Source organism: Pseudomonas sp. GW823-FHT06B06 (assembly GCF_058795195.1).
This window is the reverse complement of sequence record NZ_JBXAHO010000069.1, coordinates 1-16,144: the sequence shown is the minus strand read 5'-3', so window position 1 is coordinate 16,144 and position 16,144 is coordinate 1. Positions and strand designations below refer to the sequence as shown.

General features: G+C 60.1%; 15 protein-coding genes and 1 pseudogene. 12 read left to right on the top strand and 4 right to left on the bottom strand.

The window, feature by feature from the left end; genetic code table 11:
- Positions 1-208: 208 nt before the first annotated feature.
- Positions 209-1,483 carry a peptidase MATCAP family protein gene (locus AC1Q8Q_RS31160; RefSeq protein ID WP_492615930.1) on the bottom strand — a complete coding sequence of 425 codons (1,275 nt, stop codon included), beginning with the start codon at positions 1,481-1,483 and terminating at the stop codon, positions 209-211.
- Positions 1,484-1,689: 206 nt separating this feature from the next.
- Between AC1Q8Q_RS31160 and AC1Q8Q_RS31155 the strand changes: the two genes are divergently transcribed.
- Genes AC1Q8Q_RS31155 through AC1Q8Q_RS31145 form a run of 3 tightly spaced genes read left to right on the top strand, consistent with a single transcriptional unit; the run spans position 1,690 to position 5,039 of the window.
- A complete protein-coding gene (locus tag AC1Q8Q_RS31155; RefSeq protein WP_083349023.1) occupies positions 1,690-2,352 on the top strand; it encodes a VIT1/CCC1 transporter family protein in 663 nt (220 codons plus the stop codon).
- 57 nt (positions 2,353-2,409) lie between these two features.
- Positions 2,410-3,231, top strand: a complete 822-nt coding sequence (gene ppk2 / locus AC1Q8Q_RS31150) for a polyphosphate kinase 2 (protein ID WP_020800806.1) — start codon at positions 2,410-2,412, stop codon at positions 3,229-3,231.
- A gap of 47 nt (positions 3,232-3,278) precedes the next feature.
- On the top strand, positions 3,279-5,039 hold the full coding sequence (locus tag AC1Q8Q_RS31145; RefSeq protein WP_492615929.1) for a SulP family inorganic anion transporter: 1,761 nt from the start codon (positions 3,279-3,281) through the stop codon (positions 5,037-5,039).
- 76 nt (positions 5,040-5,115) lie between these two features.
- Here AC1Q8Q_RS31145 and yghU read toward each other — a convergent pair whose 3' ends face one another.
- Positions 5,116-5,955 carry a glutathione-dependent disulfide-bond oxidoreductase gene (yghU, locus tag AC1Q8Q_RS31140; protein WP_020800808.1) on the bottom strand — a complete coding sequence of 280 codons (840 nt, stop codon included), beginning with the start codon at positions 5,953-5,955 and terminating at the stop codon, positions 5,116-5,118.
- Positions 5,956-6,135: 180 nt separating this feature from the next.
- Here yghU and AC1Q8Q_RS31135 point away from each other — a divergent pair.
- Positions 6,136-6,240, top strand: a pseudogene (locus tag AC1Q8Q_RS31135) (dihydrofolate reductase family protein); the annotation flags it as partial.
- A gap of 212 nt (positions 6,241-6,452) precedes the next feature.
- Here the strand turns inward: AC1Q8Q_RS31135 and AC1Q8Q_RS31130 are convergent.
- Positions 6,453-8,135: a sigma-54-dependent Fis family transcriptional regulator gene (locus AC1Q8Q_RS31130; protein ID WP_083349026.1), complete on the bottom strand. Its 1,683-nt coding sequence runs from the start codon at positions 8,133-8,135 to the stop codon at positions 6,453-6,455.
- Positions 8,136-8,575: 440 nt separating this feature from the next.
- On the opposite strand from AC1Q8Q_RS31130, the gene AC1Q8Q_RS31125 reads away from it, so the two are divergent.
- From AC1Q8Q_RS31125 to AC1Q8Q_RS31095, 7 genes are all read left to right on the top strand, one after another.
- Positions 8,576-8,851: a phenol hydroxylase subunit gene (locus tag AC1Q8Q_RS31125; RefSeq protein ID WP_020800812.1), complete on the top strand. Its 276-nt coding sequence runs from the start codon at positions 8,576-8,578 to the stop codon at positions 8,849-8,851.
- Positions 8,852-8,868: 17 nt separating this feature from the next.
- Positions 8,869-9,864, top strand: coding sequence for an aromatic/alkene monooxygenase hydroxylase subunit beta (locus tag AC1Q8Q_RS31120; RefSeq protein WP_168758071.1), 996 nt, complete (start codon positions 8,869-8,871; stop codon positions 9,862-9,864).
- Positions 9,861-10,133: an MmoB/DmpM family protein gene (locus AC1Q8Q_RS31115; protein ID WP_020800814.1), complete on the top strand. Its 273-nt coding sequence runs from the start codon at positions 9,861-9,863 to the stop codon at positions 10,131-10,133. The genes AC1Q8Q_RS31120 and AC1Q8Q_RS31115 overlap by 4 nt, the downstream gene beginning before the upstream one ends.
- A gap of 53 nt (positions 10,134-10,186) precedes the next feature.
- A complete protein-coding gene (locus AC1Q8Q_RS31110) occupies positions 10,187-11,743 on the top strand; it encodes an aromatic/alkene/methane monooxygenase hydroxylase/oxygenase subunit alpha (RefSeq protein ID WP_492615928.1) in 1,557 nt (518 codons plus the stop codon).
- A 63-nt stretch (positions 11,744-11,806) separates the two neighbouring features.
- Positions 11,807-12,166, top strand: a complete 360-nt coding sequence (locus AC1Q8Q_RS31105; protein WP_083349029.1) for a phenol hydroxylase subunit P4 — start codon at positions 11,807-11,809, stop codon at positions 12,164-12,166.
- A 10-nt stretch (positions 12,167-12,176) separates the two neighbouring features.
- A complete protein-coding gene (locus tag AC1Q8Q_RS31100; protein WP_492615927.1) occupies positions 12,177-13,238 on the top strand; it encodes an NADH:ubiquinone reductase (Na(+)-transporting) subunit F in 1,062 nt (353 codons plus the stop codon).
- Positions 13,239-13,333: 95 nt separating this feature from the next.
- On the top strand, positions 13,334-14,245 hold the full coding sequence (locus AC1Q8Q_RS31095) for a SphA family protein (RefSeq protein ID WP_492615926.1): 912 nt from the start codon (positions 13,334-13,336) through the stop codon (positions 14,243-14,245).
- 19 nt (positions 14,246-14,264) lie between these two features.
- Here the strand turns inward: AC1Q8Q_RS31095 and AC1Q8Q_RS31090 are convergent, their stop codons facing one another.
- Positions 14,265-15,587, bottom strand: a complete 1,323-nt coding sequence (locus tag AC1Q8Q_RS31090; protein WP_020800819.1) for a DUF1329 domain-containing protein — start codon at positions 15,585-15,587, stop codon at positions 14,265-14,267.
- A 316-nt stretch (positions 15,588-15,903) separates the two neighbouring features.
- On the opposite strand from AC1Q8Q_RS31090, the gene AC1Q8Q_RS31085 reads away from it, so the two are divergent.
- Positions 15,904-16,122 carry a hypothetical protein gene (locus AC1Q8Q_RS31085; RefSeq protein WP_492615925.1) on the top strand — a complete coding sequence of 73 codons (219 nt, stop codon included), beginning with the start codon at positions 15,904-15,906 and terminating at the stop codon, positions 16,120-16,122.
- Positions 16,123-16,144 lie beyond the last annotated feature (22 nt).

The following is a 16,144-nucleotide window of genomic DNA, read 5'->3' as shown; positions in this document are numbered from 1 at the left end:
AAAGGGAGTCGCTGTAAAAGCGAAACCATAGGAGGCCGTTACCGCAGCAATGGATATGCACTCCGACAACCAATTTCACACAGGGCTTCCTGTGACGCCCCCGCATCACCGTTGCGCACGGCTCAATTACGATGACGTGGGGAGTCTGATACCCCGCAGTGCCCTCAGGTTTCTCGCGAGCATGCTCGCTCCTACAGGTCCTACCTTCCTAGGCACTGGCATCGGCTTCATGTGCATCGGCGAAGGCCATGAGCACGTCAAGGTCGAGCACATCCAGCTTGATCCTCGAGATGAAAGCAGAGAAGGCCAGATTGGCGGCGAGCAGGCGCAGGTCCGAGGCCCAGGCCGGCAGATGGACTGGCCCCTGGAGCCAACCGGACTCGAAGAGCGGGGCCAGGCGTACGGTGTCCCCCAGGCTCAGGCGCCCGGCGAACAGATAGCCGACCAGTTCCGGTCGGTTGTCGCGGATCGCGATGCGCAGCAAGGTGTGCACGCCAAGCAAGCCGGTCAGGTAGGCCGCATCCTTGGTGAACGCCGAACCGCCGTGCAGATCCGCACCGCGAAATACCCGCTGGGTCGAGCGGAAGGATTCCTCCTGGGTCTGGCCGGCAGCAAGAAAACCTTCGAACACCTGGATGAAATCGGCGCCATCGAGCGCCTGTTGCACCGCGAGCACACGCAAGGCGAGGCGACGCAGGCGGTTGATGTCCATGCTGCCGGTGAACAGCTCGGCGAGGGTGGCGATACCTTCCTGGGTCTGGGTGGTACGCGGTGCTCCCAGGCCAAGACTCTTGAGGTTTGATTGCAACGCGCCGTTCTGCGCCGTGGCGACATGCACGAAAGCCTCGTGCTGCAACAGCTGGTTCTTGTCCAGTTGCGAAAACAGTGCGCTGGCCCGCAGGCGAATGCGGCTCGCCCCGGCAATGGCCTTGGCGGCCAGGGTCGGATCGAGCACCACTGTGATCCGGCCCGGGCCGAAGAAACGGTCCAGTTCCGGTTGCATCCAGGCGGCGAAGGCCTCGGCCGGGATCTCAGCGGGGCTCGGAGGAATCCGCGCTCCGCCCAGAAGGGCGTCGGTGGTCTTGAGGAAGAAGTGGGCCGCGTCCAGCATGCTCAGGTTCAGGCTCGGATAGTAGAAGTCCGGACGCCGATACAAGGCTGACGAATACTGGGTAAAGGCGGGCGTGCCTATGGCACCGAGCATGTGCCCGGCCGTGGCATAGCTGCGCGCGGTCATGGCCAGGTGGCGCCCGGCTGGATGCCCCTCATCGCAGCGACCGATAAAGGCTTCGAGCGCAAAAATGTCGGCGCCGTGATCACGCGGGCGCAACTCGACCTTGGGCAATTGCGCTTGTCCGGCGCGCCAGCGCGCCAGGAAATCTTCCTCGACCCCCTCCGGCCAGGCCAAGGCATCCAGCACGCGGATCTTGCGCACCAGACCGGGCAGGGCGGCATCGAGTTCGGACAGGGGAGCGCTGCTCACGCACATCTCCATGGGCAATCAGGTTCAATTGTAAAAGCTTAGTCGGTGCCGAGGCCTCGCGGTGCGACGGTGCAGTCTGAATCGCCAGCGAAACAAGCTTTTCAAACTACACTGAAAATTTGTTGAAACTGCCCAGTGATAAAAGACCGCTGCCGTGGCCTGTCTCAAAGGGCCTCACGTGGATGCGGCCGTGCGAGGATGACTGCATGCAAGGTACAGCAGAGCAAAAGCGGGCACGGGTACTTGATCCGGTCGATCGCGTGACTGAAGTGATCTTTGGCCTGCTCATGGCAATGACCTTCACCGGAACCATCAGCGTGGCAACATCTGGCCAGGAGGCGGAACGCACGATGATGTTCGCAGCGCTGGGTTGCAACCTGGCCTGGGGGCTTGCCGACGCAGTGATGTATTTACTGCGCAGCCTGATCGAGCGCACGCGCAAACGTACGCTGTTCACCGCCCTGAGCGGCGCAGCGGATGCGGCGACCGGGCAAGCGCTGATTGCCGATGCACTGCCACCACGTCTCGTCGCCGCGGCCGGTCCCGAAGAGCTGGAGTCGCTGCGTCTGCGCTTGGTCAAATTTGCCAACACGTCGGTGCAGCCACGCCTTACCTGGGACGACATCAGGGGCGCGGTCGGGGTGTTCCTGTTGGTGGTGGCATCGACATTTCCCCTCGTGGTGCCGTTTCTGTTGCTCGACCAGACAGCGCTTGCCGTACGCCTGTCCAACCTGGTCGGGCTGGTGGTGCTATTCCTCGCCGGTTGGATACTGGCGCGCTATGCCGGCGCAAAACCCTGGGTTGGCGGCGTTGCGATGGCGGTCACCGGTGCCGTGCTGATCGTCGCGATCATTGCACTCGGTGGCTGAGCAGCCAGCAATCACACTGCGTACCTGTCGACAACCTGTTTTCCTGAGGTCTTGGTCATGGCAAAGGACAAAAAGAAAGCCGCTAAGGGTTATCCCGCACAAAGCCTGAAGCTGAAGAACAGCGATTACCTTGAGCAACTGCGCCTGCTGCACGTCGAGTTGGTCAAATTGCAGGAATGGGTAAAAGCCAAGGGCATCAAGATCTGCATTGTCTTCGAGGGGCGCGACGGCGCCGGCAAGGGCGGGACCATCAAGGCACTGACCGAGCGTGTGAGCCCGCGGGTTTTTCGCGTGGTGGCGCTACCGGCACCGACTGATCGGGAAAAAAGCCAGATGTATGTCCAGCGCTACCTGCCGCACCTGCCAGCGGCCGGCGAAGTGGTCATCTTCGATCGCAGTTGGTACAACCGTGCGGGCGTGGAGCGGGTGATGGGGTTCTGCACTAAGGAGCAGGTTGCACGGTTTCTGAAAACGGTGCCCAACGTGGAGCGGGCGATTGTCGATTCGGGCATTATTTTGCTTAAGTATTGGCTGGAAGTCAGTCCTGAGGAACAGACCCGACGGCTGGAAGAGCGTATCAAGGATGGGCGCAAAATCTGGAAGCTTACCCCCATGGATCTCAAATCCTACAGCCGTTGGTATGACTACTCGCGAGCCCGTGACGACATGTTCCAGGCGACCGACACCGAGCACGCCCCCTGGTTGGTGGCCAACTCAAACGACAAGCGCCGCGCGCGGCTGAACATCATTTCTGATTTGCTCAGCCGTGTTCCCTATGAGGACGTCGCACGCGAGAAGGTGGTGTTACCCAAGCGGCAGAAGCCTGGCGGTTATCGCGAGCCGGATTATCCGCTGCGGCGAATTCCCGAAAAATTCTGAGAGGCGCCTTCCGCGGCGCTATGCCGGACACTAAAGGCCATAGACACATGAGCCATTCGGATACTTCGCCTCCCACCCCGGAACCGGGTCGCATTGCACCTCGCGATAGCGGCGTCGGCAACGGCTGGAGCCGTTGGCTCCCCGGGCTTGTTACGCTGCGAAAGTACCAGATAGCCTGGTTGCGCCATGACATCATGGCCGGCCTGGTGCTCACCACCATGCTGGTGCCCGTCGGCATCGCCTACGCCGTGGCGTCAGGCGTGCCCGGCATCTATGGCCTGTACGCGACCATCGTTCCGCTCATCGCTTATGCACTGTTCGGCCCCAGCCGGATCCTGGTGCTGGGGCCGGATTCCTCGCTGGCGGCAGTGATCCTTGCCGTCGTCTTGCCACTGTCGGGCGGCGACCCTCATCGCGCGGTTGCCCTGGCGAGCATGATGGCGATCGTGTCGGGCGCCGTGTGCATCCTGGCGGGCATCGCACGCCTGGGCTTCATTACCGAGCTGCTGTCCAAACCGATCCGTTACGGCTACATGAACGGCATCGCCATCACGGTGTTGATCAGTCAATTGCCGAAAATCTTCGGTTTTTCGATCGAGTCCGACGGTCCGTTCAGAAACCTGTGGGCGATCACCACCGGGGTGATGGAGGGCAAGGCCAACTGGACCACTTTCATGGTGGGCGCCGCCACGCTGGCGGTGATCCTGCTGCTCAAAGGCCACAAGCGTATCCCGGGCATCCTCATCGCCGTGGCAGGCGCGACCATTGCCGTGGGTGTGCTGGGCCTGGCCAAGGGCGCGGGTGTGGCGGTCCTCGGTGCGCTTCCCCAAGGTTTACCAGCGTTCGCGATCCCCTGGATCACCCGCGACGACCTGGTCCCGGTGATTATCGGCGGTTGCGCCGTCGCCCTTGTTTCGTTTGCCGACACCAGTGTGCTCTCGCGGGTCTACGCGGCGCGCACCCGTACCTATGTCAACCCGAACCAGGAGATGGCGGGGCTGGGCTTTGCCAATCTGGCGGCGGGGTTTTTCCAGGGTTTTCCCATCAGCAGCAGTTCTTCACGCACGCCCGTGGCCGAAGCCGCCGGCGCCAAGACCCAGTTGACTGGCGTGGTCGGCGCACTGGCGGTGGCCGTGCTGTTGATGGTGGCGCCGAACCTGCTGGAAAACCTGCCCAACAGCGCACTGGCAGCCGTGGTGATCGCCTCGGCCATCGGCTTGATCGAAGTCGCCGACCTGCGACGCATTTATCGTATCCAGCGCTGGGAGTTCTGGCTGTCGATCGCCTGCACCATTGGCGTCGCCGTGTTCGGGGCGATCGAAGGTATCGCCCTGGCTATCGTGATCGCCGTTATCGAGTTCCTGTGGGATGGCTGGCGGCCGTACTCCGCAGTGCTGGGGCAAGCCGAGGGGGTCAAGGGCTACCACGACATCCAGCGTTATCCGAACGCGCACCTGATCCCCGGTCTGGTCTTGTTTCGATGGGATGCGCCATTGTTTTTCGCCAACGCCGAACTGTTCAACGAACGCGTGCTGAACGCCGTGGCGGCCTCGCCCACGCCGGTGCGCTGGCTGGTCGTGGCGGCGGAGCCGGTCACCAGTGTCGACGTGACCTCTGCCGACATGTTGGCAGAGCTCGACGACACCCTGCACGCAGCGGGTATCAAGTTGTGCGTGGCGGAAATGAAAGACCCGGTCAAGGACAAACTCAAGCGTTTCGGGCTTTTCGCAAGGTTTGGCGAATCGGCGTTTTTTCCCACGGTAGGGGCTGCAGTCGACAACTATCTGGCGATGCACCCCGAGCAATAGCTGGCGGGTTGGAAGGGGAAGTAACGGGCGCCGCTCTTGTCGCCCGGCGCTGTGAACGCCGGACGTATGCGGTCCTTCAGCCCAGATCAGCAGCCTGATGCCGTTCAGGCACCTGGCTCGCCTCATCCCCCCACGTCCGATTTACACGCTGACCGCGGATGACCGCCGGTCGATTGGCGATTTCTTGCGCCCATCTTTGCACGTGGGTGTATTGGTGGGCGGATAGAAATTCGGCAGCCGAATACACGTTGTTGCGCACCAACTGGCCGTACCAGGGCCAGACCGCGATGTCGGCGATGGTGTAGCGGTCACCGGCCAGGTAGGGGCTTTGCGCAAGTCGACGGTCGAGGACATCCAGCTGCCGCTTGGTCTCCATCGTGAAGCGGTTGATCGGGTATTCGAGCTTCTCCGGTGCGTAGGCGTAGAAGTGCCCGAAGCCGCCGCCCAGGTAGGGTGCCGAACCCATTTGCCAGAACAGCCAGTTCAGGGTTTCGGTGCGTCCCGCGAGATCGGTGGGCAGGAAGGCGCCGAACTTTTCCGCCAGGTAGAGCAGGATCGAACCGGATTCGAACACGCGCAGCGGCGGCTCGACGCTGCGATCCAGCAGCGCCGGGATCTTCGAGTTCGGGTTGATCTCGACAAAGCCACTGGAAAACTGTTCGCCCTCGCTGATGCGGATCAGCCAGGCGTCGTATTCGGCGCCGGTATGCCCAAGCGCCAATAGCTCTTCGAGCATGATCGTCACTTTTACGCCATTGGGCGTCGCCAGCGAATACAGTTGCAACGGATGCTTGCCTGTCGGCAGTGTCTTGTCATGGGTCGGGCCGGCAACAGGGCGGTTGATATTGGCAAACTCGCCGCCAGAGGGCGCATTGTTTTTCCAGACCTTGGGCGGAACATAAGACGCTTTGCTCACGTGATAGACCCCATCGTTCGTTGTGATGACGTTGACCTGGGGTAAAACAGTATGTCGCCGGGGCGCTTCGAGCAACTGCTGTCGATTTCGCAGAGGTCCATTCGACCAGGGTTCAGGGAATGCATCTGGTTCGGTGTTCCCTGGGCAGGAACTTTCACGAGGGCGAATCAGGAGACGAGTATGCGCAAGCTTATCGTTGCCGCTTTCATCAGCCTCGATGGCGTCATTCAAGCACCCGGCGGGCCTGATGAAGACACCAGCGGCGAGGTGCGCACGGGATCTTTTGAAGAGGTGGAACGGCAGTGACCGCAACGTTCTCTCGGCGACGGCTCGTTGAAGGAGAAGGCCTGATCAGAACGACTCGCGGGTGTAGGTGATGTACACCCGCTCATCGATATCCCGTTGATTAGGGACAGTGCTGCGCAGTGTTGCGCTACGCAGTGACACGCTCAAGCCTTTAAGCGCCAGTGGAGACCCGTGCGCTTGAAGGCCAGGCCTCAATCCGGCTTCTTTTTCAGCCGGTAAGCCAGTGCCGGTCGCGTCATTCCGAGCAGGCGCGCTGCTTCCGAAACGTTCTGCCCGGCGCGTTCCATGGCACCTTGCAGGAGTTGCTCTTCCATGGCTTCAAGGCTCACTCCAAGATCGAGCAGGCGGCCCACCCACTCATCGGTGGGCGCCAGCTTCTGGCTGATCAAAGCACCTTCGCTCGACAGGCCAATACTGTAGGCCTCGTCGGACTGGTGCGGGAACAGTGCCTCCACGGAAATGCTCTGATTGCTGTCCGTGATGATCACGCCACGCTCGATGAGATTTTGCAGCTCACGGATATTGCCTGGCCAGTCGTAGCGCAAGCAGGCCTCGCTGGCGCGATCGGAAAGGCCGAGGGTTTTTTTCTGATAGCTTTGATGCAGCTTTTCAAGGAAGTGCTCAATCAACAGCGGGATGTCTTCGCGACGCTCGCGCAACGCAGGAACCCGCACCGGGTAGACGTTCAATCGGTAATAAAGGTCGGCACGGAAACGTCCTTCCTTCACCGCCTGCGCGAGATCCTCATGCGTAGCACCGATGACGCGCACATCGACAGTGCGCGTCTGGTTATCGCCCACCCGTTCCAGCTCACCCTCCTGCAACACCCGTAGCAGGCTGGCCTGGGCACGAGGCGTCAGTTCGATGATTTCATCGAGAAACAAGGTGCCGCCATGTGCGCGTTCGAAGCGACCCATGCGCGCTTGTTGAGCGCCGGTGTAAGCGCCTTTTTCGACGCCAAACAGCTCCGCTTCAATCAGGTCTGGCGAGATGGCTGCGCAGTTCAGGGCTATGAAAGGACCGCCAGCGCGCTCGCTGCGCAAATGCAGACTGCGCGCGATGACTTCCTTGCCGACGCCGGTTTCACCCAGTAGCAGGACTGAAGCCTTGCCTGGGGCGACTTTGTCGATCAGGTCGCAGGTCTTGCGGTAGATCGCTGACCGGCCGATGCCGTAAAACTGGCCTGCACCCAGTTGCAGGCGCTGGTTCATGTTTTCTACTTGAAGCTGCAGGGTGTGTAATTCATCGATGATTGAATCACTTTGGAAATAGCGCATGAACGTGTCGGCATCCTCCCATTCCTCGGCGGGCTTGCCGATAATCCGACACATTGTGTCCCCGCATCCCCGGCAGCTGACCTCCTTGTAAATGATCTGCCGGCCGATGAAAAACGACGAATAGCTGATTGCGTAGCCCAGGAGCATCCAGCAAATCGGCTGATCGGAATGCAGTTGTTCACTCTGGTGGTTTTCCACTTCGAAAGAGTCTATCCACTCGATGTCGGCATAGAAGGTTCCGGCCTCGATATCGATGTCCATCTTCAACGGACGCACCTTGACCATGCCCTTGAGCGAGTGCAGTTGCGGTCCGATAAGGAACATATCGATGTCACTGGCATTGGGCCGTAGTTTTCGTGCCAGCTGCGCATCCTTGAGCCCGGACTGATAGCCCAGGCGAAGGAAAAAGCCCTTTGCACGTTCTGCTCCGATCATCTCGATCAGCTCCCTGCGAAACGACGCCATCGCCGAAACCTGCATCAGCATCATGCGTTGCTCATCGAGCCAGATCTTTCCTTCGCCGCCGAGAAAGTGCACGCGGTCGGTCAGGTCCTTGAGCTGTGCAGAATGCTCGGAGGCCCGGTATTTCATGGTCATGAAAACAAACCCCTATGTCTTTTTGTTTGTGGGGATAACAGGGCTCCTTGCACCCAGGCTGGGGCGTGACCGAGGGACCGTGTCAGAAAAAGCGATGAAAATTCCTATATAGAACGTCCCGAATTTCAATTGAAAGTCAAATGGATATTCACCGACTGAGCGCCGGGTCTTGGGTCGACATCACGACTGATCCGGAGCGGTTACGGCCTTTGCAGCGCCGTTTGTTCATTTGCTCGAACCGCCTGCCCGGGATTGATCAAATCATCAATTCGTCCATGTCGACAGATCTCCGCATGCGAATACTTGCACCCTGCAGGGCCTACTGCGCTCTATGTAACCATCTGTTTTTATAAGGTTTATTCTTTATTTAAGATTCCAGCTGTTGCGCTGGCACTCATGTTGCTCTGCATCCCTGCATAACAACAAGGGAGTTTCCGAGCATGAACCCATCTGGCAGCACCTTCGATCAAATGCCGCGCTACGTCCGTGTGCGCAGCGAGCCAGACGCTGCCTTTGTCGAGTTCGATTTCGCCATCGGCTTTCCCGACCTGTACGTCGAGCTTGTACTGCCGCATCAGGCATTCAGGCAATTTTGTGAAACCCACCACGTTCAGCACATGGACGCGCAAATGTCCCAGGCCCTCGACGCCGATGCGCACAAGTGGCGCTACGGCGAAACCCGCGGCGCCGCAGGTGACCAGGCCCCCCAACAATAATTACAGGAGTCCACACCATGAGTGTCGAGATCAAGACGACGACCGTCGAGACGATCCGCAACACCTTCAGCCATACCCGTCGCCGCTTTGGCGACAAGGTTGCCAGCCGATATCAGGAGGCGAGTTTCGACCTGGAGTCGGCGACCAATTTTCATTACCGGCCGTTGTGGCAACCGGACAAACTGCTCAATGACGCCACCCGCACTGCGGTGGTGATGGCTGACTGGTATGCCGTCAGCGACCCTCGCCAGTACTACTACGGCGCCTACGTCCAGGCCCGGGCCAAGATGCAGGAAAATGCCGAGCATGATTACGCGTTCTGCGAAAAGCGCGACATGCTTGCCGGGCTGTCCGCGCGCAATGTGCAGTTGATCAGCAGGCTGTTGTTGCCGCTTCGGCACGCCGAGATGGGCGCCAACATGAACAACAGCAGCATCGCCGCCGACGGGTTCGGCACGAGCGTCACGCAAATGCACATGTTCCAGGCCATGGATCGCCTGGGCATCGCCCAGTACCTCTCACGGATCGGCCTGATGCTCGATGACGGCGACGTGTTGCTGCTGGCCGAGGCCAAACAACAGTGGCTCGGCGACCCGGCATGGCAAGGCCTGCGCCGATACGTCGAAGACACCCTGGTGGTTCGCGACTGGTTCGAATTGACCCTGGCGCAAAACCTGGTCAGCGATGGCCTGGTGTACCCGCTGCTGTTCCACAAGCTCGACGAGCAACTCTCGGCCAATGGTGCCGGCCAGGTCGGCATGCTCACCGAGTTCATGCGCCTGTGGTTCGCCGAAAGCCAACGCTGGGTCGACGGGCTGCTCAAGACCGTGATCAACGAAAGCGCTGCCAACAAGGACCTGGTGCAAGGCTGGGTCGATCATTGGAGTGCCCGTTGCGTGGAGGCACTCGAGCCCCTGGCGGCCCTGACTCTCGATACGTCCGCGCTGGATACCGTGTGCACCGAGTTCAGCGCACGCCTGAAGAAAATCGGCCTGACAGGAGCCCGCCCATGACTTCCCTCGTCTACATCAACCTGCAGGACACCGACTACGCGCGCTCGATTGTCGACGCGATCGTCCAGGACAACCCCCATGCCGAGATTCAGCACCAGCCGTCGATGATCCGCATCGAGGCCAGGGGCCGCCTGGATATCCATCGCGAGACAGTCGAGCAACTGACCGGCAGCCCCTGGGACATCCAGGAAATGCTCATGTACGTCATCACCCTCGGCGGCAATGTCGTGGAAGAGGACGACAGCTTCTCCCTCCACTGGAACAACTGACCGCCGGTTTCAAGCCAGGGTTTGATCCATTACAAGAATACGGGAGCGCCATCATGGCCGTGAAAAAACGCCTTAATGCCAAAGAAAAATACCGCTGCATGACCCGTGACCTCGACTGGGAGCCCAGCTACCAGACCCACGAGGACATCTACCCGCACGAACGTTTCGAAGGCATCAAGATCACCGATTGGGACAAGTGGGAAGATCCGTTCCGCTTGACCATGGATACCTACTGGAAATACCAGGCTGAGAAAGAGAAAAAACTCTACGCGATCTTCGACGCCTTCTCGCAGAACAATGGGCATACCACGCTGTCGGACGCCCGCTACGTCAACGCGCTGAAGCTGTTCCTGTCCGGTGTGACACCGCTGGAATATCAGGCCTACCAAGGGTTCGCACGGGTTGGACGACAGTTCAGTGGCGCCGGTGCACGAATTGCCTGCCAGATGCAGGCTATCGACGAACTGCGCCACGTACAGACCCAGATTCATGCAATGAGCCACTACAACAAGCACTTCAACGGTCTGCATGATTTCGCCCATATGCATGACCGCGTGTGGTTCCTCTCGGTGCCCAAGTCGTTCTTCGAGGACGCGCGGACGGCGGGGCCGTTCGAGTTCCTCACGGCCATCTCGTTTTCGTTCGAGTACGTGCTGACCAATCTGCTGTTCGTTCCTTTCATGTCCGGCGCCGCGTTCAACGGCGACATGGCCACCGTGACCTTCGGCTTCTCCGCACAATCGGATGAGGCCCGCCACATGACGCTGGGCCTTGAGGTCATCAAGTTTTTGCTGGAGCAACACGAGGACAACGTACCGATCATCCAGCGCTGGATCGACAAGTGGTTCTGGCGTGGTTACCGCTTGCTCACACTGGTCGGGATGATGATGGACTACATGCTGCCCAACAAGGTGATGTCCTGGTCCGAAGCCTGGGGCGTGTATTTCGAAGAGGCGGGCGGGGCATTGTTCAAGGACCTGGAGCGCTACGGTATTCGCCCGCCCAAGCATGTCGAAGAAGCCAATATTGCCAAGGATCACGTCAGCCATCAGGCCTGGTCGATCTTCTATCAGTACAGCCAGGCGACCAACTTCCATACCTGGATGCCGACCGACGAGGAACTGGACTGGCTCTCGTCCAAGTACCCGGACACCTTCGACAAGATCTACCGACCACGGTTTGAGCACTGGCGCGCGCTCCAGGAGAAGGGCGAGCGTTTCTACAACCCGACCCTGCCGATGCTGTGCCAGATCTGCCAGATCCCGCTGTCGTTTGGCGAGCCGGATGACCAGACCACACTCAGCCATCGCAGCACCGAGCACGAAGGCGAGCGTTATCACTTCTGTTCCCAGGGCTGCTGCGACATTTTCCAGTACGAGCCGACCAAGTACATCCAGGCCTGGCTACCGGTGCATCAGATATTGCAGGGCAACTGCGGTGGCGCGGATGTCGAGTCGGTGGTGCGCGACTACTACAACATCGAACCCGGCCAGGACAACTTGGAATACCTGGGCTCCACCGAGCATCGGCGCTGGCAGGACTGGCACCCCAATGATCGTCACAGTGCGCCGGCCAATCCCGTCGACCCGGATCTGCTCAAGACCGGCTGACGCCCTGCGCCGAAGCGGGCCTGCTGGTCTGCTTCAAACCCACCTGACAGGAAGGAAAAAATCATGCCCGTGACCTCCATCGGTGCCTATGAGGCCCAACCCCTGGATCGCCAGGAAAACTTCCATGGCCTGCAACTGGTGTACCTGTGCTGGGAAAAACACCTGATGTTTTGCGCCCCGTTCACTTTCCCGCTGCCACCGGCAATGCCGTTCGCTGACTTCATCGAGCAGGTGGTCAAGCCCTCGATTTCCCAGCACCCGGATGCCAGTCGAGTGGATTTCAGCCAGGCGCTATGGCGCCTGAACGATCAACCGTTCACACCCGACAATGCGGCAAGCCTGATCGATAACGGCATCGACCATAAAAGCCTGCTGCACCTCGCTACTCCGGGCTTGAACGGCATTGCCGGCACCTTCAACTGAGGACACGGTGATGAGCTACCAAGTAACCATCGAGCCTACGGGCGAAACAATCGAAGTGGAGGAGGGCCAGACCATCCTCCAGGCAGCGTTGCGCCAGGGCGTCTGGCTGCCCTTCGCCTGCGGACATGGCACCTGCGCCACCTGCAAGATCCAGGTCCTTGAAGGCGAAGCGGATCTGGGAGCGGCGTCCTCGTTTGCACTGATGGATATCGAGCGTGACGAAGGCAAGGTCCTGGCGTGTTGCGCCATTCCGCAAAGCGACATGGTGATCGAAGCGGATATCGACGCCGACCCTGATTTTCTCGGGCACCCGGTCGAGGACTTCCGCGCAGTGGTCAGTGCGCTAGTGGACTTGTCGCCGACCATCAAGGGCGTGCACCTCAAGCTCGATCGACCCATGGCGTTCCAGGCCGGGCAGTACATCAACCTGCAATTGCCTGGCGTTGACGGCACTCGGGCGTTTTCGCTGGCCAACCCACCAAGTCGCGCCGACGAAGTGGAACTGCACGTGCGTCGGGTCGAGGGCGGGCGCATGACCGGCAGGATTCACGATGAACTGAAGGTCGGAGACAGGGTGGAATTGTCCGGGCCGTATGGGCAGTTTTTTGTGCGCACCTCGCAAAGCGGAGACTTGATATTCATCGCGGGGGGCTCGGGATTATCCAGCCCTCAATCTATGATTCTCGATCTGCTGGAGGCAGGGGATACGCGCCAGATCGTGCTGTTCCAGGGCGCGCGCAATCGCGCGGAGCTCTACAACCAGGAACTGTTCGAGGCATTGCAGCGCGACTACGCCAATTTCACCTACGTACCCGCACTCAGCCAGGCAGAGGACGATATCGCCTGGACGGGGTTCAAAGGCTACGTGCATGACGCCGCGAAGCAACATTTCGAGGGCCGCTTCAGTACGCGCAAAGCCTACCTGTGCGGGCCACCGGTGATGATCGATTCGGCCATTACTTGCCTGATGCAAGGGCGGCTGTTCGAGCGCGACATCTTCATGGAGCGCTTCTACAGCGCCGCCGATGGCGCCAGCGAAAGCACTCGCTCAGCGTTGTTCAAGCGCATCTGAGTTTACCCGCAACACACAACGCCGGACGCTGCTGACCTCCCGAAGGTCGGCAGGGTTTCGGCTGACTATAAAAACAACAAAAGGGTCATCAACCTATGAAAGCCGTACCGCGTAACAAGCGTGGCAATTGCCTGTGCCGTGCCGCAGTGAGCCTGCTGGCGGTGGTCAGTGGCGGGGCGCTGGCCACCGAAAACGGTGGATCTTCCTACCCGATGGGGGCGGAAAACTACATGTCCGGTGCCATGCCACCGCCGGGCTTGTATTCGCAGTTCTATGTCGGCCACTACGAAGCCGACTCGCTGCGCGACAATCGGGGTGACAAAGTGCCTGTGGACTTCCGCGTGCGGGCCAACTCCATTGCGCCACGACTGATCTGGGTCACCGAGCAGCAGGTGCTCGGTGGCAACCTGGCTTTCCACGCCATCGTGCCGCTGGTAGACCTCAAGGTTGAGCTCAATGGTCAGTCCCAGAGCAAACAGGGATTGGGCGACATCATCTTCGGGCCGGCGCTCGGCTTTCATCACAGTGAGAAGCTACACAGTATTGTCGCCGTGGATTTCATCGCGCCGTCCGGTGAATACGACCGCGGCGACCTGGCCAACCTCGGGCGCAATTACTGGGTGGTCGAACCCGTGGTGGCGGTGTCTTACGTCGACCCCAATGGCCTGAACGTCGACGCGAAAATCATGTATGACTTCAACCGCCGCAACCCCGCGACCGACTACCGTTCCGGCTCGGAACTGCATGCCGATTACGCAGTAGGTTGGGGCCTGGGCAATGGCTGGGTGGTGGGCGTGGGCGGTTACATCGTTCACCAGACCACCGATGACCGGCAGGACGGTGAACGGGTCAAGGACAACAAAGGCAGGGCGCTAGCGATTGGCCCGTCGGTGAAATATACGAGCGATAAAGGCTGGTTTCTGACCGCCAAGTGGGAGCAGGAAACCCAGGTTCGCAACCGCGCGGAAGGTAATGCCTACTGGATGAAATTGACCGTCCCTTTTTGATCGGTCTCCATCGCCGCCCCTAGCGAATACCGCTCACCGCCATGGACTCTGGCGCCCACTGCGCCGTCGACAGCGGTTCGATGTAGCGGATGCCACCGTGGGGGCCGACCACGCCATTGATGTTGTAGGTGCCACGCGACAGGTCGTACGTCATGAACGGGGTGGCATCGGGAACCTGCTGGTCATAGCTCTGGCTGAAGAAGGCGAAGGAGCCCCGATACAGCTGGCCATCGGTGTCGTACTGATCGGAGGCCACCGCGGCCCAGGTATCTTCATCCAGGTAAAAGCGGCGCTTCTGGTAGATGTGCTTGGCACCGGGCTTGAGATTGCCCTCGACGACGTAGACCCGGTGTTTTTCCCAGCGCACGTAATCCGGGGCAATGAAATTGGGGGTGGTCAGCGATTTGGCTTCGCGGGCGTAGGTGAGTTTGTAAGTGTTGTACGGCACGATCATTTCCCGCTTGCCTACCAGCGTCCAGTCATACAGCTCCAGCGCACGGGCGGTGCCGGGGTTGGGCGTGTCGTAGGCCAGGATCGAAATCTGCTTGACCCGGCGCTGGGCCGGCATGTACTGCCAGGCGCGGCCAGGAAACTCCGTGGCATTGGTGGCGTTCTTGAGCATGATCGACTCGCCGGCTCGGCGCGCAGGCCCGGTGTAGGACAGTTTCAACTGATAATAGATGTCCGAGCTGCTGAACGGCTTCGACATGTTCTCGTAGATCGGGAAGGACACGTACGCTTCGCCGGTGACCGCCAGGCTCGGCACGCCCGCCGTGTCGACGCTCCAGGAGTCGTACTTGGAATGGATGTTGACGCCCTGGTAGCGCAACAGGAAATTCCACATCGCTTCGGCACCGGACTGCGGGATCGGGAACGGCACGCCGGGCATCACATTGTCGATGGCGGTTCCGCCGTCGAGGGACCTGGCGTTGGTGGCATTCTTGCGACTGTTGTCCAGCACCGCCTGTGGCAACGATGCAGTGCGGTGGGTCGGATACACATCGACTCGAAAGCCAGGGTAGCGCTTGGCCAACGCGACAGTGGTGGCGGTCAGCATGCCTTTGTACGCATCGACGTTCTTGCCGTTGATCACCAGCAGCGGTTTTTCGTGGGCAAAGGGGTCGGGGCGCATGCTGTCGCCGGCCTTGAAACTGGCGGGGGCCGTGGTCAGGCCACCGCTGTAGGGCGGAATGGAACCGTCGGCATTGCCGGCCTGTTCGGCACCCACTCCCGTCAGGCTGGTGCCCAGCCGGGCGGCTTCCTGGCTCGATACATAGGCGTGGGCATCGATGACCAGCCCCATGAGGGGGATGGCGGCCAGAAGACTTTTCACCAATTTCATCTTGTTATTCTCCTGCCAGGCGGACCAGGCAACTCGTGACTCAGAGGCCACGGTCACATCCGTCGGCTCAATTGCCAGAGTTTGTAGCGCTATTAGAAGACCTGCGATTGAGGGGTGCTTCGCATTTGACGACAGTTACTTGGCTATTGATGACAGGGGTAGAGCTTCGGCGAGGATGTGGAATGTGTTGGCCAGTGATCCGTCCGGGCCCCACTCCACACGGGTGGGGGCGTGGACGTGAAGGCGGATTATCCTTCAGGCCTCATAAAACCCGCACGTTCTGCAAAGTTGGGGCGAATTCGAAGAGGTGTCTGTCGTGAACCGTTGTTTATCCACTCTGGCCGGTAGCAGTCGCAAGCTTGATGGTGGCGTGATGTTCGGTAATACGCCGCGGCAGTTATGGGCTGAATGGATCAAGCCCGACCAGGACAACCTGGTGGACCTGGCCTCGCGGGGCCTGCTGGTGCAGCAAGGGGGATTCAGGTTCACCCGTAACAGTCAGGTCGGCTTTAAGGCCGCCTCGCTTTGCTGTTGATCGCGAGCGCCCCGTTAACCAC